The organism is Terrimonas sp. (genome assembly GCF_003075435.1).
Classification (GTDB): Bacteria; Bacteroidota; Bacteroidia; order Chitinophagales; family Chitinophagaceae; genus Agriterribacter.
This window is the reverse complement of the sequence record NZ_QCZJ01000002.1, coordinates 339,920-366,337: the sequence shown is the minus strand read 5'-3', so window position 1 is coordinate 366,337 and position 26,418 is coordinate 339,920. Positions and strand designations below refer to the sequence as shown.

Genomic DNA, 26,418 nt, shown 5'->3' with positions numbered 1-26,418 from the left:
ATTCAAAACAAATCAACGGTAAGCATTATTGTATGAGCAAAGAAATTACGGCAAGAGCACAAGATTATTCACAATGGTATAATGATCTCATTATTAAAGGCGAATTAGCTGATTATTCGGCAGTAAGAGGATGTATGGTAATTAAACCATATGGCTTTGCCTTATGGGAAAATATGCGGGATCAGCTAGATAAAATGTTTAAAGATACCGGGCATGTTAATGCTTACTTCCCATTATTTGTTCCAAAAAGCTTATTTGAAGCTGAAGAAAAGAATGCAGAAGGTTTTGCAAAAGAATGTGCAATCGTAACACATTACCGTCTTAAAAATGATCCTGCCAAAAAAGGAAAGCTGATGGTTGACCCTGAGGCAAAGCTGGAAGAAGAATTGGTGATACGCCCAACAAGTGAAGCTATTATCTGGAATACTTATAAAACATGGATTCAATCATACAGGGATTTACCTATACTTGTAAACCAATGGGCAAACGTTGTAAGGTGGGAAATGCGTACACGCTTGTTTTTGCGGACAGCGGAGTTTTTGTGGCAGGAAGGGCATACCGCACATGCTACCTCACAGGAAGCTGTAGAAGAAGCGGTACGCATGCTTAATGTATATGCAGAATTTGTAGAAAACTGGATGGCTGTGCCCGTAATTAAGGGTATTAAAACCCCCAATGAAAGATTTGCAGGAGCTGTTGATACCTATTGCATTGAGGCCCTGATGCAGGATGGTAAAGCGTTGCAGGCAGGCACTTCTCATTTTCTTGGACAGAATTTCGCAAAGGCATTTGATGTACAGTTTCTGACAAAAGAAAATAAGCAGGAGTTTGTTTGGGCGACTTCCTGGGGTGTATCTACAAGATTGATTGGCGCTTTGGTTATGGCGCATAGTGATGATGAAGGCTTGATATTACCTCCTAAAATTGCTCCGTTGCAGGTGGTAATTGTACCTATTTATAAGGGTGATGAACAAAAGCAGCTAATAGATTCGCGGGTTAAAGATTTAATGCACGAACTTAAGTTAGCCGGCATACGCGTTAAATATGACGATAATGATAATTCCCGCCCCGGTTGGAAATTTGCCGAGTATGAAAAGAAAGGCGTGCCTGTACGTATTGCCATCGGCGCAAGAGATATCGAAAACAATACTGTAGAAATAGCAAGAAGAGATACGAGGGAGAAAAGTTCCATCAGCATGGATAATTTATCCGAACAAATATTTAATTTACTGACGCAGATACAGCAGGATATGTTTGACAGAGCGAAGAAATTCCGGGATGAGAGCATAACCCCTGCCAATACATGGGATGAATTTACAGGCCTGATAGCAAACAAAGGCGGATTTATTTCGGCGCACTGGGATGGCACCAGCGAAACAGAAGAAAAAATAAAGGAATTGACGAAGGCTACTATTCGTTGTATACCTTTAGACGTTCAGGAAGAAGCTGGCGCCTGCATATTGACCGGAAAGCCGAGCGATAAACGGGTATTGTTTGCCCAGGCATATTAATACATGTAATACAAATTCAATTGCAGCTACTCTTGTTTGCTGAATGGATCAATTGGTTAGAGCATAATTTGCTCCAATGCCCTTCAGTAAAATATTTGAATATGCAATGCCCGGGCTGCGGTATGCAAAGGAGTTTTATTGCCCTGATAAAGGGAGATTTATTGGACTCACTTCAATTATACCCTGCTTTAATCCCTATTTTTATTTTAGTGATTTTTAGTTTTTTTCATTTAATTTATCGATTTTCATTTGGTACAAAAGTCATTATCGGATTACAGGTTATTGTGGTGGCAATCATAGTTGCGCATTATTTTTTTAAAATATTTCACCATCAAATATTTCTTTAAATGCAGGATACTTCACTATTTGCGCCGCAGTCGCAACAACCACTGCCCAATGCATCTGCCGTACTGGCTTTAGGTATTGTTTCCATTGTAGGATGCTGTTGCTATGGTATTCCGGGTGTGGTATGTTCTATAGTAGCATTGGTACTATATGGCAAAGATGTAAGGCTATACTCTGAAAACCCTGAATTATATACGATATCATCATACAATAATCTTAAAACAGGGCGAATCTGTGCCCTTATTGGCTTAATTCCATCCATACTTTTTTTACTGTTTCTCATCTTCGCGATAGTTACCGCAGGGTTTTCCATGCTGACCAACCCGCAGGAATTTTTTGAAAGAATTTAAAAAAGTTAGAAGAAAATTTTTAAATCCGGACAAATGACCGTAAATTTGGGAGAAAGTACAAAAAAAAGATGGCAAAGAAAAAAGAGCACCCGGTACATTCAGCAAGCATCGTGGAAGAACCTGCAGCCATTTATTATACTGCAGCGCCTAATTCAATGTTGCAAAATTTTATATCCCGGTCTATCCATTTATTAGGCATGTCCGGTTTTCCCTCTTTTTCCAAAGTCAATAATTCTACTGATTTTATTTCAGTAATAAGAAGCGGTATTCCTAAAAAAGCCCTTGACAATCTCATGGATAATACAGGCATTACCGTACCAGAAATCACTAAAATTATCAGAACTTCAGATCGTACATTAAGAAGATATGCAGCTACTCAAAAATTAAATCCAGAACAATCAGAAAGGTTAATAGAGTTAGCCAGGCTGTATAGCCGTGGTGAAGAAGTATTTGGCAGTATGGAAGGCTTTAAAACCTGGATGGACAGCGCTGTAATGGCCCTTGATAATAAAAAACCAAAAGAATTCCTGGATACTTCAATAGGCATAGATATGTTAATGAATGAACTTGGCAGAATAGAGCACGGAATTTTTGCATAATGAGAAATGTTTACCGCATCAGCAAATGCATGTATATAGATGACCTGAAAGGAACCGGGGCTGCGGCATTTGCAGGGCGCTGGCACAGCAAGGGAACATACATATTATATACCGCCAGCTCACCTTCGCTGGCTTTGCTGGAAAGTGTTGTGCACATGGCAAAAATTCCGCTGATTGACTATTGCATGATCTGCCTTGAAATTCCGGATGATAAAATTGATAAAACGGATATAAAAGATATGCCCACTAACTGGTATTTTAATCCTGCGCCCGGGGCATTGGGAATGGTTGGTGATAATTTTATAAGGCAAAACGAATTCCTGGCATTGGAGGTGCCTTCGGTTATTATGCCTGAGGAAACTAACCTGCTGCTCAATCCAAATCACACCGATTTTTCTAAGGTAAAAGTTGTGTACAGGAGAAATATCCCTATAGATCAACGGTTTTTCTCAAAATGACGATATACTAACTTTTAGCAGTCTTCCTGTTTTCCGTAATATATTCGGAGGGTAATTTCCCGAATTCTTTTTTAAAGGATTTGGTGAAATACTTGGGATTATTAAAGCCTACTTCATACGCAATTTCCGATACGCTCATCTGTGTTTTTTTCATTAGCTGCGCTGCACGTTTCATTCGTATGATACGTATAAAATCCAAAGGCGCTTTCCCGGTAAGCGAGAGTAATTTTTTGTACAGCGCAACGCGGCTCATGAATAAAGCTTTGCTTAAATCTTCAACTGAAAATTCAGTTTCAGCTATATTTTGCTCTACTATTTCAACGGCTTTTTCAATAAATCTTTCATCAACAGGCGTAGCACTGATTTCTTTAGGGTTGATTTCTATTTGCTTCTGAAATAAATTCCGCATAGACTCCTGCTGCGCCAACAAGCTTTTTATGCGGGATTGTAACATTTCAAAACTGAAAGGTTTGGTTATATAATCTACCGCACCGGTATTTAATCCTTCCAATTTCTGATCATCAGTTACACGGGCGGTTAATAATATAACAGGTATATGAGACGTACTAGGGTCTGTTTTTATTTTTTTCAATAATTCAATACCATCCATTTCCGGCATCATTACATCGCTTATGATCATATCAGGTTGCAGTTCCTGCGCCTTTTTCCAACCCTCTTTTCCATTTACTGCCTGGTATACTGTATAATTATTCCGGAGGTTATCCTGTATATAAAACCGTATATCATCATTATCTTCAATAATTAATATGCTTTTCTTCCGGCTTGTGGTGTGCCCGTTTTCTTCTTCAACCGCCTGCACCAGGGTTTCTTCTACCTCTATATTGTTTTTATAAGATGAATGCGTAACTGAAGTGATTAAAGGCAGTAACACCGTAAATGTAGTCCCCTCCCCTACTACACTATCAACTTTAACATCACCACCGTGTAATTTTGCAAATTCTTTCGAGATAGCTAAACCGATACCGCTTCCCTGGTTTAGCATATTGCCCGGAACATCATGCTGAAAAAAGCGTTCAAATATTTTTTCCATGGTTTCTTTTGGTATACCAATACCGCTATCCGAAACTTTTATTTCAAGCATTTCTTGAGCTTCTGCACCACCTGCTACATTTACATGCACACTGATTTTACCATTCTCTCTTGTAAACTTAAATGCATTTGACAGGAGATTAAACATTATACGTTCTATCTTGTCTGCGTCAAAGGGCATTTCAACTGATTCTGCAGCAGAGCAAAAAGTAAAATTGATATTCTTCTTTTCAGCGAGATCGGTAAATGAGAATGTAAGCTCTTTAAGAAAACCAATGATATCCCCTATTGAAGGTTGCAATCTCAACTCTTTCATTTCAAGCTTACGAAAATCGAGCAATTGATTAACCAATCCGAGTAACCTTTTCGCATTGCGGTGTATAAGCTGGTATTGTTTTTTGTGAACATCTTCGCCGGGGTCTTTCATCAGCTTTTCTACCGGTGTAATAATGAGTGAAATAGGTGTTCTGAATTCATGACTGACATTGGTAAAGAATTTCAGCTTCATCATATCCAGTTCATGAATACGTTCCGCTTCTTTTTGTTGTTGTGCCATCCTGAAACGCATATTGGCTCTCTGAATGGTAAGCCGCCTGGCTAAAAGTAATATCCCGATTGCTGCAACAACATATAGCAGAAATGCCGGTATTGTTCTCCAGAATGGCGGCAGTACATTTATTTGTAGTGTTGTTACTTCAGCAATGTTCGCAGGGTCGCCACTGTCAGGTTTTATCTTTAAAGTATATTTACCGGGGTCAATATTAGTGTATGTTATCATTCGTTGCCGTCCATCGGTAGTAAGCCATTCTTTATTAAAGCCCTCAAGCATATACCTGAACTTGTTCTTGGGCGACATACCTATGCCAAGCGCTGAAAAAGAAATGGAGAATACATTTTGATTATACTTTAGTGTAATTTCTTTTGTTTCTGTAATAGCTTCAGAAAGTATTTCATGTCCGTCTATTTTTTTAAAAGGTTCTACGGACTGGTTGAATATATTTAAAGCGGTAATTACTACTTCAGGAAGCTCATTTGCGGAAGGAAATTTTGCCGGAAGGAATATGTTAAACCCATAAGGTCCGCCAAAAGCAAGCTCACCTGATCTTAATTTATAAGCTGCCTTATCATTGAATTCCCTGCCCTGCAAACCGTTCGATTCATCATAATTAATGAACCGCATACTGATATTCCCTTCTTTATCGGTACTTACAATACCATTGCTTAATCCATTGGGAGTGCCTATCCATAAATTATGAGCATCATCTTCCAATATTGTAAGTATGGTATTATCAGGCAGACCATTTTCTTTTCTGAATACAGTAAATTTTTTCTTTTCAGTATCTAATACATTCAATCCCTCGCGGGTGCCGGCCCATATCCTGCCACGACTATCCTGCAAGATGGACATTACATTGTTATTGCTTAAAGAGAAACGATCTTTATCATCGTGGCCATAATAGCGAAACGCGCCTGATTTTTTATCCATCACATCAATACCATTGGATGTTGCCAGCCAGAGATTTTTTTCTTTATCTTCAATAATTACTGAAATATAATTTGAATGAAGCGAACGGTTTTCTACATCAAAATGCCGGAAGTTTTGCGTAGTTCTGTCGAACAGGTTCATTCCACTGGTTAATGTTCCAATCCAAAGCTTTTTATCCGCATCTTCAAATATTTCCCAGATGCTGTCGTCGGATATACTGCTTGTATCTGCCGCATTATGCCGAAAATGTATAAACTTTTTACCGTCGTAACAATTCAATCCTCCATAATATGTTCCTATCCATACTTTATTTTCATGATCAATGCATAAACTAACCACAACATCACTGCTGATGCTGTTTATGTTTTTAGGATCGTGCCGGAAACTTTTAAATTTTCCTGATCGCCTGTCATAATGCAGAAGTCCTCCGCCATTTGTTCCTATCCACAGGTTGCCTTCTTTATCTTCAACAAACTTATTCACATCCTCAAAAGGAAGACTGCCGGGATCAGATATTTTGTGTTTGAATAAACTGAATAAAGCTAATTGACTGCTATAATAATTAATACCCTGCTTAAAAGTGCCTAACCATATTACCCCGGCATTATCTTTATAAATACTCCATATACTGTTTTGAGATATGCTCGTATGATCTTCTGCATCGTTCATCAGGTATTGTACCTGCATGTTTTTCTTCTCAATAATATTTACGCCACCATGGTCAGTACCGATCCATATTCTACCGTCATTACCTTGTACAATGCCGGAAACAATATTCGAGTTTAGCTGTATACCGGCAGTTTCTTTAGAAAAATAATAAAGCGTATTGGAAGAAGGTTTAAAATAGTAAATGCCGCCATGTGTTATAGACAGCGGAACTGTTATCCAGAGCTCGTTATCTTTATCAATAAAGAGGAAGTAGTTTTCATTTTTACCTGCATTTCTTGTTTGCAATTCGTTTGACCGGAAACTTACTTTACCCGAAGCGTTATCAATTTTTTCAATAATTCCATTGCGGTGAATAACCCATATATTATTATCCAGGTCCGGTGCTAACATAGTAACATCATTGGCTGATATTCCTGTTGCGGCTTCAGACAGATTAAGGATTTTTACAGATCTCCTGGTTGACGGAGAATATTTATATACTCCAATAAGATTCTGGTATACAAACCAGAAATCGCCTTTTTTATCTTTTAAAATAAATGTTACGTTTCCGGCAGGCAGGGAAAGAGAGGCAAGGTATTGCTGATCATTACGTGCAAAAGATTCTTTTTTGGGATCATATATATTATTACCATTTCTTGTTACTATCCACAGCTTACGGTCTGGCAGCTCAAAAATATTGCTGATATAATTATCGCTTAGCGTAGTGGTGTCGAGCAGGTCATTCCTGAATACTTTAAAGTCGTAGCCATCAAACCTGTTCAACCCCGACATGGTGCCAAACCACATAAACCCCTTATCATCTTTAAAAATGGTATTTACCTGGTTATGCGAAAGCCCCTGCCGCACATCAAGGTGCATGAACTGATATTCATTTTTTTGTGAATATCCCCACAAGCAGTAAAAAAGCAAACACGCAATAAGTTGAACAGACTTTTTGAACATAACAGCAAACAAAGGCTATATGCAATAATAATTAAAATACGAATGTGGTGCCTTAAAACTCATAACTATTGCAGAAACAATCTGATAATGAAATATGGTTAACATTTGATGCCCCATAAATAAACAAATGCACCCCTTAGGCGGAACATTTGAACGCCTTATTTTGAACATTTGGCTACCCTGCTTTTTTAATCGGGTTATTAGTTTTGGAGTATCAATTTTCTTTTAACCGAAACGATTGCTGAATGTTGCCTTGTATAAAGAAAAGTATTTATATTATAACAGCATGTGTTTATCCCTTCCTTTTTGCATGCACTTCCCGGCAGGAAATAATTACATTAGATGACGGCATTATCATTAAGCTTAAACAGGCAGCTCCGGGTGGTGCATCTTTAATAAGATTAACAGCCATCACTCCAAAAATTATTCGTATAACAGCTACAGGCGCAGGAGAATTTCCAACAACCGAAAGTCTTATGCGGGATCACACAAAACTGCCTGCAGTTGCCTGGACAGAACAACATAATGCCACTGAAGCAATTTTAAAAACCAATAGTATATCAGCAACAGTTTCCTTTGCTACCGGTGAAATAATTTTTAAAGACAGCAGTGGAAATATTATTCTGCAGGAAAAAGCAGGTGGCGGAAAAACAATTATCCCGGTTAAAGTTGACGAAAAACCGTTGTACCAGGTGAGCCAGGTATTTGAATCGCCAACAGAAGAGGCTTTTTATGGCTTGGGGCAACCGCAAACCGGTATGATCAATTATAAAGATAAGGATGTTGATCTGACCCAATATAATTCCACTGTATCCGTACCCTTTCTTGTTTCGTCCCGTAAATATGGATTATTGTGGGATAATTACTCCATTACTTCATTTGGCGATAACCGTAAGAAACAAGACATATCTTCTTTATCGCTTACAGGATCCGATGGCATATCAAAAGGTTTAACTGCCACATACAGTGATAGAACAGACAGCAGCAAAATATTTGTAAAACAGCAGGAAGATAAAATTGATTATGCTTTTCTCTCATCATTAAAAAATATTCCTGCCGGTTTTCCGATGGATAAAGGAAAAGTAAAATGGGAAGGATATATAAGTGCTGACACCACCGGCGAGCATAAATTCTATCTTTCGGCATCAGGCTATATCAAATACTGGCTTGATGGAAAATTATTGCTGGACAAATGGCGTGAAGGCTGGAATCCAGGTCCTTCATTTTTTGCCGTTCAACTTGAAAAAAACAAAAAATATCCTATCAAAATAGAATGGATACCAGAGTCAATCCAGGCTTTTGTTTCTTTAAAATGGCTTAGTCCTAACCCTGTTTCTTTAAATAATAAGATGACTATTTATTCTGAGGCAGCAGAGGCAATAGATTATTATTTTGTTTACGGCCAAACCGCTGATGATATCATCAGCGGTTACCGTGAATTAACAGGTAAAGCTCCTATTCTCCCCAAATGGGCCTTGGGTTTTTGGCAAAGCCGCGAACGTTATAAAACCCAGGCAGAAATTGAAAGCACGGTGGCTGAATTCAGGAAAAGAAAAATTGGTCTGGACAATATCGTGCTCGACTGGAGTTACTGGAAGGAAGATGCCTGGGGCAGCCAGGAATTTGATTCAACCAGGTTTCCTGATCCGGATGGAATGATTAAAAAATTGCATAATGAGTATAATGCTCATTTTATGATATCGGTTTGGCCTAAGTTTTACGAAGGCATTGAGACTTATAAATTATTTGATAAAAACAACTGGCTCTACAAACAAAATATAAAAGATGAAACCCGCGACTGGATAGGTAAAGGATACGTGTCAACATTTTATGATGCTTACAATGCGGATGCGAGAAAAGGATTTTGGAATTTACTCAATTCAAAACTATTCAGCAAAGGCGTTGATGCATGGTGGTTAGATGCAACGGAACCGGATATTCTCTCTAATGCCACTATCGAAAAACGTAAGACATTAATGAACCCAACGGCACTCGGTCCTGCTACACAATACTTTAATGGTTATGCACTTCAAAACGCTAAAGGCATTTATGAAGGGCAAAGACAAACCAATAACGATCAACGTGTTTTCATTCTTACTCGTTCAGCTTATGCAGGTATGCAGCGCTATGGCGCAGCAACATGGAGCGGAGATATAGCAGCAAGATTTGATGAACTGGAAAGACAGATACCGGCGGGTATTAATTTTTCTTTATCCGGTCTCCCCTACTGGACAACGGACATAGGGGGATTTTTTGTAGAAGATAAATATGATAAACCCAACCCCCAGGGAGAAGCGCTTGAAGAATGGAGAGAATTAAATACAAGATGGTACCAGTTCGGCGCATTCTGTCCCTTATTCAGATCGCATGGTCAATATCCTTATAGAGAGATATATAATATAGCGCCGGAAAATCATCCGGCTTATAAAAGCATGTTGTATTACAACCAGCTTCGTTACAGGTTGATGCCTTATATATATTCAGCAACCGGCAGTGTTTACCACAACAACTATACATTAATGCGTGGGCTGATCATGGATTTTGCATCAGATCCTAATGTAAAGAATATTGGTGATCAATATATGTTCGGTTCATCTATACTTGTAAACCCGGTATATAAACCACATGCGGTAGAAAGAAAATTGTACTTACCGGCAGGTCAAGGGTGGTACGATATGTATACGGGCAAGTACAACGAAGGCGGTCAGTATATTGATGCTGCGGCGCCGTATGAAAGAATGCCGCTGTTCGTAAAAGAAGGATCAATCATTCCTGTTGGACCGGATATTCAGCATACCAACGACACCAATACAGATAAAATTACCTTATATATTTATACAGGGCGCGATGCCAGCTTTAATTTATATGAAGATGAAGGCGTGAATTATAATTATGAAAAAGGCGCGTTTTGCAATATTCCCATTAGCTACAAAGAAGCGAGTCAAACCCTTACCATCGGCAAATGCAGCGGAGACTTTAAAGGCATATCTAAAAATAAAATTTTCAGAATAGTATGGATAGATAAAGACAAGAAAACGAACATTGATTTTTCTGCCCAGGCCGATACTGCCATATCATATAACGGTAACGAGCAAACGATAAAAATGAACATTAAATATTAATCATCTACATTTTAAAACCATAATTGCACGCATATGAACAAAAACAAAACGGCGGCTAAAGTGAGAGCTCTGTTATGTTCTCTTTTAGCGCTACTGCTTATTACAAATGTACATGCCCAGCAAGGAGGTACCCGAAAAATTACCGGCACAGTTAAAGACAACCAGGGCAATCCGGTACAAGGGGCTTCTGTAGAAGTAAAAGAAACCAAAGCTGTAACTGCAACCGATCAGCTTGGGGTATTTACGCTTCAGGTTACTTCTAATGCAAAAAACCTGGTCATCAGCTCTGTTGGTATGATTACGCGGGAGATTAATATCGGTTCTTCTTCCTTGATCGAAGTAAGAATGGAGCAGTTGGCTCAAAAACTTGATGAAGTTGTTGTTATAGGATATGGCACTGCCAAACGAGCTAATTTAACATCAGCACAAACAACGGTTTCTGCTAAAGATATAGATAAAACCATCAACACTACTATTGAACAAGCTATTCAGGGACGAGCCGCCGGGGTATACATTACTCAAAATAGTGGTCAGCCGGGCGGAGGTATTTCTGTTAATATAAGAGGTGTTAGTACTGTTAATGGCACAACTGAACCTCTGTATGTTATTGACGGGGTACAGGTAATGGGCGAAAGTGTTTCTTTTGGCGCACAAAGCTCAACGAATCCTATAGCTGGCCTTAACCCTTCCGATATACAGGATATCCAACTTTTACAAGGACCTTCTGCTACAGCAATATATGGATCACGCGCCACCAATGGTGTAATACTCATTACAACCAAAAGAGGCAAATCAGGCCAGGCTAAACTTGAATATAATTTTTTGTACAGCGTACAAACACCACCTAAACATCTCGAGGTAATGAACCTGCAACAGTACGCGCAGATGGTAAAAGAAATGCGTGCTATAGTAGGTGGTGAAGTTCCGCAGGAATTTCTTGATCCTTCGCTTCTTGGAAAAGGAACAGACTGGCAATCAGAATTATTTAATAATGCTCCTATGAGTAAACACGCTCTCAGCATGAGCGGGGGTAATGATAAAACAACATATTATATGTCTGGCGAGTATCTTGATCAGGATGGTATTGCTATTGGTTCCGGTTTTAAAAGATATTCTTTCAGGGTGAATCTTGACAATAAACCGAGAGAATGGATAACATTAGGCGCTAACCTTAACTTCAACCAAACAGATGAAGTTCTGACTACGAGCCAGGAAAATGTTATTTCAAACGCTATCAGGCTAACGCCTCAGATACCTGTAAAAAATATTGACGGAACATGGGGCGGTGGTGATATAAACAATGGAGCCAACCAGTTCGCTCCCGTAAATCCTATTGCGATAGCGAATATGACCACTAATAATTTTGTTAGAAGGCAATTCCTGGGAGGACTAAATCTTGGAATAAATATCACCAAAGGATTAGTTTTCAGATCTTCATTTAATGCCAATGTAGGATACCAAAACTCCACCTACTATATTCCGCAATATAAAATTGGTTGGGCTGTTAATGACAGACCGACCTTGACCAATGGTAACAATTTTAATACATACTGGAACTGGAACCAGATGCTTGATTATAACAGAACATTTGGTAAGCATAGCGTTGGACTGATGCTGACACACGAAGCTCAGGAATCCCGTTGGAAAAATGTGAGTTCATCCCGTACCGGATTTTTAACGAATGACATACTTGATTTGAATGCAGGCGATGAAACAACAGCTACTAACTCCGGCGGTTCAGGTGTATGGGGAATGGAATCATACTTAGGAAGGTTAAGCTATAATTTTGACAGCCGGTATATATTGAATGCTACCATTCGCCGAGACGGCTCTGCAAATTTTGGTGAAAATAATAAGATCGGCTACTTTCCATCATTATCAGTTGCATGGCGTCTTTCACAAGAGCCCTTCTTCAAAGTACCTTTCATAAGCGAGTTTAAATTAAGATTTGAAACAGGAGTTACAGGTAACCAGGGTGGTGGCGCATTTATATACTCACCAATGATTGCCGGTGCTACACCAACAGGCACAGGATTTTTACCCGGGAGATACAAAAATCCGGACTTGAAATGGGAGGAAACAAAAACCAACAACTTTGGTTTAAACCTTGGCTTTGCCAATAACAGAATTCAGTTAGAGTTTGACTATTATATTAAGCATACAAATAACCTGTTAATGCCGAATCCTTTGCCATGGTATATGGGCACCAATGGTACAGGCTCTGTAGAATCACCTTATATCAATGTGGGCGATATACAAACAAAAGGTTGGGGCGCTACGCTTATTACAACAAACATTGCTAATAAGAATTTTAAATGGGAAACCAACTTCAATATTTCCGCATTTAAAAGTACCATTGAAAGATTCTATTCTGAAGCAGCACTTATTAACAGAACATCCTGGTGGCTGGGTGACTGGACACAACGTTCCGTTGTAGGGCAAGCTCCATGGTTATTCAGAGGGTATATTGAAGAAGGGTTATTTACAAGCATTGAAGAAATTGAAAAAAGCCCGGTTCCGGTTGACAATAATGGTAATAGATTGCCAATTGATCAAACCAACGGGCTTTGGGTTGGTGATGTTAAGTTCAAAGACATTAGTGGTCCTGATGGTACACCTGACGGTAAAATTGACGTGTATGATGAAACTTTCATCGGAAATCCATGGCCTAAATTATTTGCAGGGTTTACTAATACATTTTCCTATAAAAATTTCGATTTGAGCATTCTTCTAACAGGTACTTACGGAAATGATATATACAACTACCTGGCAAGAGTTAATTCTAATCCTAATAACACCAATGTAAGCCAGAACCTGTTGATCAAAGCAATGGAATACGCAAGGCCTACTGAGGTAAATGGAGTAGTGCAGCTTGAAAACCCTCGAACTGATGTTGCGCGCATTTCTTATGGCCCTAATGGCAACTATACCCGCCATACAAATAAATGGGTTGAAGATGGCTCTTATATCAGGATCAAGAACATAACACTTTCATATAACCTTTCGCAGGATTTTTTAAACAGGCAGCAATTTATAAAAGGGGCAAGATTTTCAATAAGCGCTCAAAACATTTACACATTAACCCGTTACAAAGGATTTGATCCCGAAGTTGGCGCTTATGTTGGACGTGATGCAAGCGCTTCTAACCAGGCTATAGGGCTTGATTATGGCAGATATCCGCTCACTCCGGTAATTTCTTTAAGCTTAGGTGTAAACTTTTAAAATGCCACTCATGAAAAAAACGATTAAAATATATACATACGCTGCATGCATGATAACTGTTTTCTTTACTGCATGTTCCAAAGATTTTCTTATCAAACCACCTACCGATGCTATTACCGATGGTAATTTTTATAAAACAGATGACCAGGTATTAGCTGCTACTGCACTATTATACAGTAAAGTTTGGTTTGATTACAATGATAAGGCCTCTTACAATCTTGGCGATTTCAGAGGTGGTACAGCTTTCTCTGCATGGAATGACAGAGGTAATGTACTATTCAATACAACCGGAAGCACACCTGAAAATGGATCCGCATGGCGTTCTTTTTTTATTGTGGTGGGGCAATCAAATCTCGCCATTCAGAATATTAATACTTATGCCGGCGCAGAAGTATCTGAAAGTGTTAAAAAGATGGCGATTGCTGAAGCGAGATTTATGAGGGCTTTAGCTTACCGCTTTCTTGTAATGAATTGGGGAGAAGTGCCTGTTATTGAAAACAACCTCACCTTACTGGCAGATACGAGTGTTACAAGAAATACGATTCCAAGCATCTGGAGATTTTTAACTAAAGAGATGCGTGCGATTGCTGAAGATCTTCCGGAAACACCTTTACGTCCGGGTCGTTTAACAAGATGGTCTGCCGAGGGAATGTTGGCAAGATTTTATTTAACAAGAGCCGGTGTTGAAAGCAGCGGTGGTGCAAGAAACCAGGTTTTTCTTGACAGTGCAAGGTATTTTTCAGAAAGAGTAATTAAAAACAGCGGCGCAGCTTTATTGAGCAACTATGCTAACCTGTTTTTATTTCCTTACGATAACAACGCTGAATCATTGTTTTCTCTACAGTGGGTATACTCCGGTCCTACCACATGGGGCACACAAAATTCAACACCTGCTTACCTTGCTTATAGCCCGGATATTGCGAACGGCGACGGGTGGGGAGGCGACAAAGGTGCAACGTGGTGGATGATCAGTATGTATGATGGATTTAATGAAACATCTGATGGAAAATTAAAAGGAAGAACACTTGATCAGCGATTAAAAGCCACATTTATGCTGCCCGGAGCTTCATATCCTGAAATAACACAAACTATAACAGGTGGAAAGCAAAAATTAATTTACCCTTTTACAGGAACAGATAATAATTTTTTAGCTATCAAAAAATATGTAACCGGCAAAGCTGAAGATGTGGGCGGTGCTTCTGCAAGCCAGCGCTACGGAAATGATACTTACATGTTACGTCTTGCAGAAATGTATCTGATTTATGCAGAAGCAGTTTTAAGCAACAATGCTGAAACAACAGATGTAACCGCGCTGGAGTATTTTAATAAAGTTCATATGAGAGCCGGTTTACCTGCATTTGAAGACCCGATTACTATGGATGTAATATTAAAGGAAAGATTTAAAGAATTTGCAATGGAAGGTATGGCATGGTACGACCTGGTTTCATTGCATTATTACAATCCTCAGAAAGCATACGACATTTTGAGCGCTCAGGACAGAGGGCTGTTTTTTACAGAACCTGATCAGTTTCCTAATCCAACGCAATGGACTTTTACCAAAACTTCCTGGTTTAGTGAAAGAAATATTACTGCCAATTCCGGAAATTTCCGGCTACCTATTCCTGATGCAGAATTAAGCCAGGCTCCCAATCTGCTGAAACCTGCAACAGAATATCAACAATAACCTGTACATCAAATAATTTACAATGAAATCAATACAAACCTTAATAGCCTTTACAGCAGTATTTCTGATTGCATCTGTATTTACAGCCTGCAATAAGGAAACGCTTCCTAATAATGGCGATCCACGTATACGTTATATACGAATTACCAAGCCAGAATCTGCAGATTCTTTAATTGTGGGTGCATACCAGAGCAACCTGATAGCCATTGTTGGAGAAAATCTTCAAAATGCTAAAGAAATTTGGTTTAATGATCAGAAGGCCCTTTTAACGCCTACATATATTACCAATACAACTATACTGGTAAGTATTCCCAGTCAAATTCCTGTTGAGATCACTAATAAACTGAAAATCATTTTTTCAGACGGTAAAGAATTATTACATGATTTTACAGTAGAAATCAGTGAACCCCTTATTACGAGCATGAATTGTGAGTATGTACCCGAAGGAGGGACAGCCGTGATACGTGGTGATTATTTTTATGCACCTGTTAAAGTAACTTTTACCGGTGGTGTTGAAGGTGAAATAACAGGCATTGCCGATGATATGTTAAGTGTTGTTGTTCCCGCCGGAGCAGAGCCAGGGCCAATTACTATTACCACCAATTTTGGAGAAACTAAATCGGATTTCTGGTTCAGGGATAACAGGAATATTTTTATAAGCAGTGATCCTTTTACCGGTTGGTGGAATTCATCTTTTGTGGTTTCTAATCCCGGTAGCGATGATCCTCCCGCTATTAATGGTAACTATTTCAGGGTAAATAAAGCTATCAGTTCATGGAACTGGCTGGAGGCAGCTGGTGGGCCACCGAGTGCAATGGGGCCGATAAGCAAAAATATTCCTGATGAGGCTATATTGAAACCAGAAGATTATAATCTGAAATTTGAACTGAATACACAAAAACCTTACAACAATAACATGATAAAATTGAATGTAGGATTGGCAAGTGACTTCAATAACAATCAATACTTATGGGCGCCCCCGTATGATACTCATGGCGAATGGCAAACAGTGGTAATTCCTTTTGAAGTAATTGCAGAAAGTTACGGTGCACCATTAACCGTTAGTCCTGATGGTTATTACACGAGGGTTTTATTTCATGGTGCGGGAGACCTTGATTGTGATATGTCTTTCGATAACTTCAGGATAGTTCCCAAAGTACTCAAATAATTCATTACAGAGCTACGGTATGCCGTTAACAGTTTACCATGCTCTTATTAAACTTATAAAATATGAAACTGATACATATCCAACGATTATTAACTGGTATTTTCTTAATAGTATCATTGGGCATATTTGAATCCTGCAAGAAAGAGGAGAAAAAATCGGACATAATAGAATTATTGAGTTTCGGACCGTCTGGCATAAAGCATGGTGAGGACATTGTTTTTATAGGCAATAACCTTGATAAGGTAACGGCGATAGAAATGGCAAACATTACTATTGAACAGAAAGATTTTAAAGAGCAGACTTTTGAAAAGATTGTGTTAACCGTACCAGAGCTGGCAGGATCTGGGAAAGTTATTTTAAAAACGCCACAAGGTAATATTACTTCAAAAGCACCAATCAATTTTGAAGTGCCGGTAGTAATAAGCGAAGTGCCTTTAAAAGCAAAACCCGGAGAGAATATAATACTGAAGGGTGAATACATGAACTGGATAACAGAAATACGTTTTGAGAAGGATGTTGTTGTAACAGAATTTGTAAGTAAATCATTATCTGAGCTTGTAGTAACAGTTCCTCTTACTGCCCAAACGGGCAAGTTAATTATATCAACTTCAGGTACCGAACCTCTTGAAATTGAAACAGAAAATGCACTGGAATTAACACTTCCAACATTCGCGAAATTCGCTCCTAACCCTGTTGAACGTGGCGATAATATTACTATTAGTGGGGAAAATCTTGATCTTGTTGAAGGCATTTTATTTAAAGGATTAATTGCTCCTGTTACAAATTTTGTAAGTAAAACATCTACAGAAATTGTTGTTACAGTGCCTGAAGAAGCCAATAAAGGAAATATTACCCTGGTACCTTATTCAAAAGTGCCGGTGGAATCATCAGCAGCTTTAGAATTAATCGGCGACCTGCCTCCATTAGCGCCATTGGCAATAGTTTTTTATGATGACGAGATGGCAAATGGCTGGCAGAAATGGGGAGGCTGGGGAGGCGGATCTTCCGATATAGCCAATAACGATAATGTAAGAGATGGTGAGAAATCCATCAAAGTAATATTTGGCGGTGACTGGGGGGGCGCATTACAAATGGGTGGTGGAAATTCATCAACATCGGGTAAAACCTATGTTGTATTCTCCATATTCGGAACAACAGGCACAGGCGATAAAGAATTAAACGTGTTAATAGCAGGCAAAGAAAAAATTGTAAAGATTGTGGAAGGTGAATGGACTGAATTCCTTGTGCCGTTAACTGATATTGCTTCGCCGGCAAGTATTAATGAATTTACACTGCAGGACAGGGGATGGAGCGGGACCATTTATATTGATCATATCGGATTAAGATAACGAAAAACCAGATAAAACTTTTCACACACTTCGTAAGACCTGTATAAGAATATTATCATGCAGGTCTTATTTTTAAATCTTCTTCTAAGCTAATGACTGTATTCAGTATAAAATATCTTATTCTCTCAACTGGCGTCTCAGCTATACTGACGCTTTCCTGCAAAAAGAGCAACACTACCAACGTCGATCCAGACCCACCAACAGGAGGAACAGATACAACAATTGTGCGACCTGTTACAGATCCTGCTGTTGCTAACACTATCGATTTTTTCTTAAACGACTGGCAGGCAAAAACATTTACTACACCGGAATATACTGAAGTGGTAGTTCCGAATACGGCTACCACTAATATTGTAACAGTAGATGCATCCTCCATCATTACTAAAATACCAACAACCATTACCGGGCATAATGCCAATACCTGGATGACGCCGATGGTAGATCAGCCGCTATTCATGAATCATATCACCAACCTGAGGCCACATGTTATCCGTTGGCCGGCCGGCAGCGCAAGTGATATATATTTCTGGAATCGCCCACAGGATTCACCTCCGGCAGATGCGCCTTCACAATTGATGAATGCAGGCGGCACTTTACAAAATTCGGGATACTGGTATGGAAAGATAAATAACAACTGGAGCGCCAGCACTGATCAGTATTATCAAATGCGCCAGCAAAGCGGTAATAACGAAGGAGTGATCACTATTAATTACGGTTATGCCCGCTATGGCACCAGCGATGATCCTGTTGCAGCAGCGGCTCATCTTGCCGCTGATTGGGTTAGGTATGATAATGGCAGAACAAAATACTGGGAAATAGGTAATGAAAATTATGGAGACTGGGAAGCTGGCTACCGTATTGATGTTTCAAAAAATAAAGACGGCCAGCCGGAATATTTAACCGGTAAATTATATGCGCAGCATTTTAAAGTATTTGCAGACTCCATGCGCAAAGCTGCAACTGAAATTGGCAAGATCATTTACATTGGCGCTGTAACATACGAATCGGCTACAGAAGGCTGGCAAACCAATACCGTAAAAACATGGAATCAAACCATGATACCTGAGTTAAACGGAGTTAATGACTATTACATAGCGCACAATTATTTCACTCCGTATGAAACAAATTCAAACGCAAAGGATATATTGAATGCTGCACTTACAGTTCCCGCAACCATGATAAATTTTATTACCTCGCAAATACAAACTTACGGAGGTGTTATAAAACCTGTTGCCTTAACAGAGTGGAATATGTTTGCTACCGGATCGAAGCAACAGGTATCAAACATCAGCGGTTTATTTGCAACAATTATATTGGGAGAAACAATAAAAAACAAATATGGATTGGCCGCAAGATGGGATTTGCTGAACGGCTGGAGCAACGGCAATGATCATGGTTTATTCAGTGATGGAGGTGAACCGGATATAGCTAAGTGGACACCCCGCCCCTCTTTTTACTATATGTATTTTTTTCAAAAATTACTGGGCGACCGGTTAGTACCGGCAAGCGTATCCGGCAGTACAGATATTAAAGCATACGCGTCCACTTTCAGTTCAGGACAGATCAATACAACACTTATAAATACAGGTACCACATCTGTAACAGTTGAATTAAAATGGAAAAACTTTAAACCGGGAAACGGGTTTTACTGGTATAGTCTTGAAGGCGGTAATGATAATGGAGAATTTTCCAGGAAAGTAAGTATAAACGGGATGGGCACAACACTTGAAGCAGGCGGACCGTCGAATTATACTTCCATTAAAGCAAATGCCGCTTCAACAACTAACGGGGTAAAAGTAACTGTTCCTGCACGCGGGACAGTAATATTAGCAGTAGACAAAAAATAATACATGAAAAGCAATTTGCTCATACTGTCTTTATTTATTACAACAATTACTTGTTATGCGCAAGCTCCTGCCATTGTTTTAAACCAATGCGGATTTAATCCTGCCGGGACAAAGATTGCAGTGGTTACCTATTCACCCGCATCCGAAGATTTTTATATTCTTACGGCTGATAAAAAAGATACCGTTTACAGAGCCATGCTCCAGGCACCCATACAATCTGTTTATTCATCTACCATTAACCGCATCGCGGATTTTTCAAACTTTAAAAAAACAGGAAGTTTTGTAGTTTGTGTAAAAGGTATTCCGCCCTCCCCTGCTTTTGCTATACAAAAAAATGTGTTTAATACAGTAAGTACCGCTTCGCTAAAAGCATTTTACTATCAACGTTCTGATATTACACTTGAAGAAAAATATGCAGGTAAGTGGAAACGGCCTGCGGGACATCCCGACACCAATGTTTTAATCCATCCTTCTGCTGCTTCAGCTAAAAAAGCCGCCGGGTATATGTTTGCTTCACCGGGAGGTTGGTACGATGCAGGAGATTATAATAAATACATTGTAAACAGTGGTATTACGATGGGAACATTGATGTCTGCATACGAAGACTTTCCTGATTACTATCAGGCTCTTTCCATAAATATTCCGGAAACAGGGAATGGAGTGCCCGATATATTGAATGAAGTATTGTATAATCTTCGCTGGATGCTTACCATGCAGGATAAAGATGACGGGGGTGTATACCATAAATGTACCAATGCTTCTTTTGACGGAAAAGTAATGCCCGGAGTAACAAAAGCGCCAAGATACGTAGTGCAAAAAAGCACAGCAGCCGCACTTGATTTTGCGGCGGTAATGGCACAGGCGGCACGTGTCTATAAAAAATTTGAATCAAAGTTTCCCGGTTTAACTGATAGTTGTATAAAAGCAGCAGAATCAGCGTGGCAGTGGTCTGTAAATAATGCGGCAGTAGTGTATAACCAGGAGGAAATGAATAAGCATTTTGCTCCGGTTATCAGTACCGGAGCCTATGGCGATAAAAGCCTGTCGGATGAATGGTTTTGGGCAGCAGTAGAACTCAGCGCAACTACGGGTAATACATCATATTTAAGCAATAGTCATGTTCCTTCAAACGCCAATATTTCTATTCCTACCTGGAACAAAGTAGATATGCTGGGTGTATATACAGCATTAAAGTATACATCTGTATTTACAGGCAGCAAATTAAACACCACTAAATTACGAAGTGACATGCTTGCCTTTGCCAACACATTAACATCAGGGGGGAATGCTGCTTTTAAAACGGCAATGGGTCAATCGCCTCGTGATTTTGTTTGGGGTAGCAATGCCGTTGCTATGAACCAAAGCATGTTTTTATTAAAAGCATACCTGCTCGCAGGCAATAAAACATACTTTGAAGCTGCACTTTCTAACCTGGATTATGTTTTAGGAAGAAATGCAACAGGTTATTGTTTTGTGACTGGCATTGGCAATAAGTCACCCCTTCATATTCATCATCGCCCGTCTGAGGCAGATGGTATTGATGAACCTGTTCCCGGCTTATTGGCAGGCGGAGCCAACCCGGGAAAACAGGATAAATGTTATTATCCATTTACAGCAGTTGAAACTTCTTATACTGATGAAGAATGTTCATATGCATCTAATGAAATAGCCATTAACTGGAATGCGCCATTAGTGTATGTAGCAGGCGGCATCAACGTCTTACAATAACAAACTTATATATACCTGGACTCCTTTTTGAAATAGAAAATTTTAACCCTGCCTGAGAAAAAGAGTGAATAATCTAACAATCTAAAACTGAAATTTGTTATGAGAAAAAAACTAACGATCTCGTCAATGATGATGGTGATACTTTTGTATCTCATCCCAATCCAACAGGTATTCGCACAAAATGAACTAAACATTCAAGGTAAAGTAACAGGTCCGGGCGGAGCCGGACTGGCTGGTGCTACCGTAAAAATAAAAGGAAGCTCCACAGTATCATTAACAGACGAAAATGGAAATTTTTCTATTCGTATTCCTAAACCAAATACATCCATCATTATTTCTTATGTTGGCTTCCTTGACAAAGAAGTAGTGGTTAGAAATCCTGATCAGCTTGTATCCGTATCGCTTGAGCCGGCTATTGCAGGGCTTGAAGAAGTGGTTGTAATTGGCTATGGTACAGCTAAGCGCAAAGAAGTTGCCGGAGCTGTAAGTGTGGTAAATGCAAAAGAGGCTGGCGCAAATACTTCAACCAACCCGTCTCAGTTACTAATAGGAAAAGCTGCCGGCGTTCAGGTGGTACAGTCTAACGGAACACCAGGTGCTGATGCGCAGATTATTGTACGCGGCACAGGGTCATTTACCAGTGTTGATCCTTTGTATGTTATTGATGGAATACAGGGAGATAAAAATCTTTTTAATACCCTTAGTTCCCAGGATATAGAAAATATTACCGTGCTCAAAGACGCTTCTTCCACCGCCATTTATGGCGCCGCCGCGGCAAATGGTGTGGTAATTGTTACTACTAAAAAAGGACGTTCCGGCGCGCCGAGAGTTTCTGTTTTATCACAATGGGGTGTAGCGCAGGCCTGGCGCAAACTGGATGTATTAAATGCAGCAGAGTATATTGATGCGTTAAAGGATTTTGCAGCAACCGGCAATAACACTTTACCTGCAAAATTCAACACACAGGATGTGCTGGTTGACAGAGTTGACTGGCAAAAAGAAATATTTCAAAAAGGACTGGTTTCTGAAAATAACGTGAACATAAACGGAGGTAGTGATAAAGTAGTGTACAATCTTTCGCTTGGCTATATCACGCAGCAGTCTACTATTAAAGATCTGAAGAATAAAAGAATAAATGCACGGTTCTCTCTTGAAGAAACATTAGGGCGTTTCAAATTCGGGCAAACCTTAAACATCAGGCAGACTACCACTACTGGTTTATTAACCAATGTGATTTCTGCTATTGGCTATGCTCCATATAAACCCATTTATGATGCGTCTGTTTTAGGAGGCTATTCTATTGTTACTAACGTTGATGATTTCAGCAATGTAAATAACCCGCTCCAGGAAATAAATGTGAAAACACAAAAGAACAAAGAGTATCTTTTCTTTCCACAACTATATGGAGAAGTCAGCCTGATTAAAGGGCTTAAATTCCGCAGCCAGCTATCTGCAACCATTGGTGGCGGAAGAAATGTTGGATACCAGTATCCCTATACTGCATCCAATAACCTGGGTTTTTCAAGGCAGGCCACTCAATCATATAATGACTACTCATATTACACATTTGAAAACTATTTTTCTTACGACAAAAAATTTGGACTGCATAGCATATCTGCCACATTAGGTAACAGCTATCTCAGCTCAGGCAATACCGCCGGACTGAGCGGCCTGGGCTCAAACATTCCTAATGATAATATTCAGAACATCAGTGTAGCATCCACACAAACGGTTAACGGTTCAAGCTATAACTATGCGCGCCCATCTGTTATCTCCTATTTTGCGCGTATAAACTATAGCTTTGATGATAAGTATATTCTTACAGCAAGCTTCAGGCGTGACGGAGCCTCAAACTTTGGTGCCAACAACAGGTTCGGTAACTTTCCCGGAGCCGGCCTTGCATGGCGTTTCAGCAATGAAGATTTTATAAATACTGCATTGCCTTTTTTATCTGAAGGAAAGATACGTGTTGGCTGGGGGCGCACGGGTAATAATAATATTCCTAACTTTCTTACTTCACCGCTCACATTTGCAGGAAACCCAACCGGTAACCTTGTATACTCCTTTGGTACCAACGAAGCTTTTGTGCCAGGTACGACGGTAAGTACATTGGCTAATCCCAATTTAAGATGGGAGCAAACTGATCAAACAGATATAGGATTAGATCTTGGTTTTTTAAATAATAAATTAAGCATTACTGTTGACTGGTATAAAAGAAAAAGTAGCGGCTTACTTGTTTCGGTGCCCATTCCTTCCAGCACAGGTATTGACCTTAGTGGTTTTCAATCAAGCAAAACAGTAAATGCTGCTGACGCCCAAAATACGGGTATTGAATTCCAGGTGGGATATGCCGACAAAACTTCAAAAGACTTTAGCTATAATGTAAGCATAAATGCAGCGTTCAATAAAAACGAAGTATTATCGCTGGGCAGCGAATTTGCCGCACCTATTCAAGCAGGCGCATTTGATCAGTTATCTACATTTACCTATACAGCAGCCGGTTCAGCCATTGGCGCTTTTTATGGATACAGGCTGGATAAAGTAGCTTCAACCCAGGCAGAAATTGATGCGCTGAATGCCAAAACCGGCACTCCTGCAACAGAATACCAGGAAGGGTTAAAACCAGGAGATTTTATTTTTAAAGACCTGGATGGCGATAACAAGGTTACATCTGCCGACCAGGAAATATTAGGTAATCCTATTCCAAAAGTGGTATATGGATTTAATGCAGGGGTCAGCTTCAAAAATTTTGATCTTAATATAGTATTTTCCGGGGTAAGTGGTCTGAAACTTTTAAATGCAACCCGTTTCAATACCATGATTATGGCAACAGGTCATAATGCAACAACCGCTATTCTTGACAGATGGCGTCAGTCTGGTGATGTCGCCTCTTTACCCAGGCTCGGTCAAAACGCTAATTCAAGCGGCAATCTCCGCGCTTCAGACTGGTGGCTGGAAGATGGCAGCTATGCCCGCTTAAGGAACCTTACTATTGGTTATACATTTAACCAGGAAAAACTGAGCGGCTTTATTAATGGAAGTTTTAAAAGCATCAGGATATATGTTGCGGCCCAAAACTTATTTACTATCACCAAATATACAGGGTATGATCCTGAAGTAATGGTACAAAGCGGTCAGTCATTCATCTTCAACAGAGGTATTGACGACGGGCAAATACCACAACCCAGAACATTCCTCGCCGGTATACAACTTGGATTTTAAGAAACCTATTATTAATAATATAATTTTTATTACATGAAATATTTTATTCGTTTTTCGGTGGTAATAGGTTTGATTATCACTATCAGCTCCTGCAAAAAATCATTACTTGAAATTGAAAGCCAGGGTGCTTATTCTTATGAAACCTATTTTAACAACAGCGATGCGCTTAACCAGGCAACAGTAGCCACTTACGCAACTTTACTTCATAATGGTCTTTGGGCAAGGGAGTATTATTTTATTTTTGATCTGGCCGGTTATGAAGCAAAAAGAACCAACAATATGCAGGGAGATCTTGCTCAATTGGCGGCATATACTTTCGGAACGAATCAACCCCAGATAGCAGATCTTTGGAGAGGTTTATACCGCATGGTCTTCAGGGCAAATATTGTAATAGACAGAGCAGCAGCCTGGAATCCGGCAGATGCAGATGATCAGAATAAAGTAAAGCAATATATAGCTGAAGCTAAATTTCTGCGGGCGTATAGTTATTTTAATATCGCAGCGCTATGGGGTGATGCACCTTTGATTACCGACTATCAAAGTATGGTAGATAATAATTACCCCGAACGTTCCGCTGTACAAAGCATTTGGGCCGCAGTAGAAACTGATTTGAAAGATGCCCAGGCAGATTTACCTGCGAGTTATGCAAGTGCAGATTTAGGAAGAGCTACCAAGGGTGCGGCAACTGCTTTGTTAGGCAAGATGTATTTATACCAGAAAAAATGGGGCGATGCAAGAACAGAATTATTAAAACTAACACAAGCTCCTTATAATTATGCGCTCGACCCATCTTACGATCATCTTTTCAGTACAACCAATCAAACCAGCCCTGAAAATATATTCCAGGTAATGAACGGAGAATGGACAGACTGGGGTATTGGCAATCAGTATTATGTTTTTGGCGGACAGGAAACCTGGGGTGGTAAAGCTACCCATTCAGACAGAGCACAGGAATACGGCTTTAATGACTGGAACAATGTATATATTACCACTGCTGCGGTAAAGGCATTTACCTACCCCAACCCCGCGGGAGGTGGTAATTATATTGACCCCAGGGCTAAATCAACTTTTTATGGAAATGCGGCCAGCGGTGGCGCTACCGTATATTGCGAGCAGTGCGATGATGGACCGGTTATCTTTCCATTCAATACCGGTGATGAGCAGGGAGATTATAAATGGAAAAAATACCAGTACTACAATTTGGTAAAAACATATGGTGGTCCTGCCAGTTCAATCAATGCCCAGGTAATACGCTATGCAGATGTATTGCTGATGTTGGCGGAGACCTATATCCAGGAATCTAATACAGGTGCGGAACCGCTGGGTTATATTAATGATGTGAGAACAAGAGCTGGCGCCGTTAAATACACAACACTGGGAGATCAGGCATCTGCAATGAATATCCTGATGCGTGAAAGGCAGTTAGAATTATGTGGTGAGCAATCACGCTATTTTGATTTAATACGCTGGGGAATAGCCCAACAAACCATTAATACCGAAAGAGCTGCCGAACCGGGCGACGGCACAAAGCCTTTTCAGGATAAGCACGTACTATTCCCTATCCCTGATGTGGAAAAGAATTATAATCCTAATGTTGCTGCAGAAGTAAATAACGACTGGAATTAATAAATTTCATATTATAATAATTAGTATATAAAAGAGCCGC

Annotated in this window: 15 protein-coding genes; 14 read left to right on the top strand and 1 reads right to left on the bottom strand. The window is 39.7% G+C overall.

Annotation, left to right across the window (positions count from 1 at the left end; all coding sequences use genetic code 11):
• Positions 1–32: 32 nt before the first annotated feature.
• The 5 genes from proS (at position 33) to DC498_RS04175 (ending at position 3,263) form a co-directional block, all read left to right on the top strand.
• Positions 33–1,511, top strand: a complete 1,479-nt coding sequence (gene proS, locus DC498_RS04195) for a proline--tRNA ligase (protein ID WP_116872870.1) — start codon at positions 33–35, stop codon at positions 1,509–1,511.
• A 20-nt stretch (positions 1,512–1,531) separates the two neighbouring features.
• Entirely contained in the window at positions 1,532–1,858 is a 327-nt protein-coding gene (locus DC498_RS26740) for a DUF2752 domain-containing protein (RefSeq protein ID WP_370443894.1), read from the top strand.
• Positions 1,859–2,206: a CCC motif membrane protein gene (locus DC498_RS04185; RefSeq protein ID WP_116872868.1), complete on the top strand. Its 348-nt coding sequence runs from the start codon at positions 1,859–1,861 to the stop codon at positions 2,204–2,206.
• 68 nt (positions 2,207–2,274) lie between these two features.
• Complete coding sequence (gene parS / locus DC498_RS04180) at positions 2,275–2,805, top strand: type II RES/Xre toxin-antitoxin system antitoxin (RefSeq protein WP_116872867.1); 531 nt, start codon at positions 2,275–2,277, stop codon at positions 2,803–2,805.
• The gene (locus DC498_RS04175) at positions 2,805–3,263 is read left to right on the top strand and encodes an RES family NAD+ phosphorylase (protein WP_116872866.1); all 459 of its coding nucleotides are present in this window, start codon (positions 2,805–2,807) and stop codon (positions 3,261–3,263) included. The genes parS and DC498_RS04175 overlap by 1 nt, the downstream gene beginning before the upstream one ends.
• Positions 3,264–3,270: 7 nt before the next feature.
• Here DC498_RS04175 and DC498_RS04170 read toward each other — a convergent pair whose 3' ends face one another.
• Positions 3,271–7,326, bottom strand: a complete 4,056-nt coding sequence (locus tag DC498_RS04170) for a hybrid sensor histidine kinase/response regulator transcription factor (RefSeq protein ID WP_206197523.1) — start codon at positions 7,324–7,326, stop codon at positions 3,271–3,273.
• Positions 7,327–7,655: 329 nt separating this feature from the next.
• Here DC498_RS04170 and DC498_RS04165 point away from each other — a divergent pair, with 329 nt between their 5' ends.
• The 9 genes from DC498_RS04165 (at position 7,656) to DC498_RS04125 (ending at position 26,378) form a co-directional block, all read left to right on the top strand.
• Positions 7,656–10,532, top strand: a complete 2,877-nt coding sequence (locus tag DC498_RS04165; protein ID WP_116872864.1) for a TIM-barrel domain-containing protein — start codon at positions 7,656–7,658, stop codon at positions 10,530–10,532.
• A 33-nt stretch (positions 10,533–10,565) separates the two neighbouring features.
• Entirely contained in the window at positions 10,566–13,754 is a 3,189-nt protein-coding gene (locus DC498_RS04160; RefSeq protein WP_116872863.1) for a SusC/RagA family TonB-linked outer membrane protein, read from the top strand.
• Positions 13,755–13,764: 10 nt separating this feature from the next.
• Positions 13,765–15,438, top strand: a complete 1,674-nt coding sequence (locus DC498_RS04155; protein ID WP_116872862.1) for a RagB/SusD family nutrient uptake outer membrane protein — start codon at positions 13,765–13,767, stop codon at positions 15,436–15,438.
• A gap of 22 nt (positions 15,439–15,460) precedes the next feature.
• The gene (locus DC498_RS04150) at positions 15,461–16,606 is read left to right on the top strand and encodes a glycan-binding surface protein (protein WP_116872861.1); all 1,146 of its coding nucleotides are present in this window, start codon (positions 15,461–15,463) and stop codon (positions 16,604–16,606) included.
• Positions 16,607–16,668: 62 nt separating this feature from the next.
• Positions 16,669–17,955 carry an IPT/TIG domain-containing protein gene (locus DC498_RS04145; protein ID WP_116872860.1) on the top strand — a complete coding sequence of 429 codons (1,287 nt, stop codon included), beginning with the start codon at positions 16,669–16,671 and terminating at the stop codon, positions 17,953–17,955.
• A 92-nt stretch (positions 17,956–18,047) separates the two neighbouring features.
• The gene (locus DC498_RS04140) at positions 18,048–19,802 is read left to right on the top strand and encodes an alpha-L-arabinofuranosidase (RefSeq protein ID WP_206197522.1); all 1,755 of its coding nucleotides are present in this window, start codon (positions 18,048–18,050) and stop codon (positions 19,800–19,802) included.
• 3 nt (positions 19,803–19,805) lie between these two features.
• Positions 19,806–21,530: a glycoside hydrolase family 9 protein gene (locus DC498_RS04135; protein ID WP_116872859.1), complete on the top strand. Its 1,725-nt coding sequence runs from the start codon at positions 19,806–19,808 to the stop codon at positions 21,528–21,530.
• Positions 21,531–21,629: 99 nt separating this feature from the next.
• The gene (locus tag DC498_RS04130; RefSeq protein WP_116872858.1) at positions 21,630–24,752 is read left to right on the top strand and encodes a SusC/RagA family TonB-linked outer membrane protein; all 3,123 of its coding nucleotides are present in this window, start codon (positions 21,630–21,632) and stop codon (positions 24,750–24,752) included.
• A 33-nt stretch (positions 24,753–24,785) separates the two neighbouring features.
• On the top strand, positions 24,786–26,378 hold the full coding sequence (locus DC498_RS04125; protein WP_116872857.1) for a RagB/SusD family nutrient uptake outer membrane protein: 1,593 nt from the start codon (positions 24,786–24,788) through the stop codon (positions 26,376–26,378).
• The last annotated feature ends 40 nt before the right edge of the window (positions 26,379–26,418 follow it).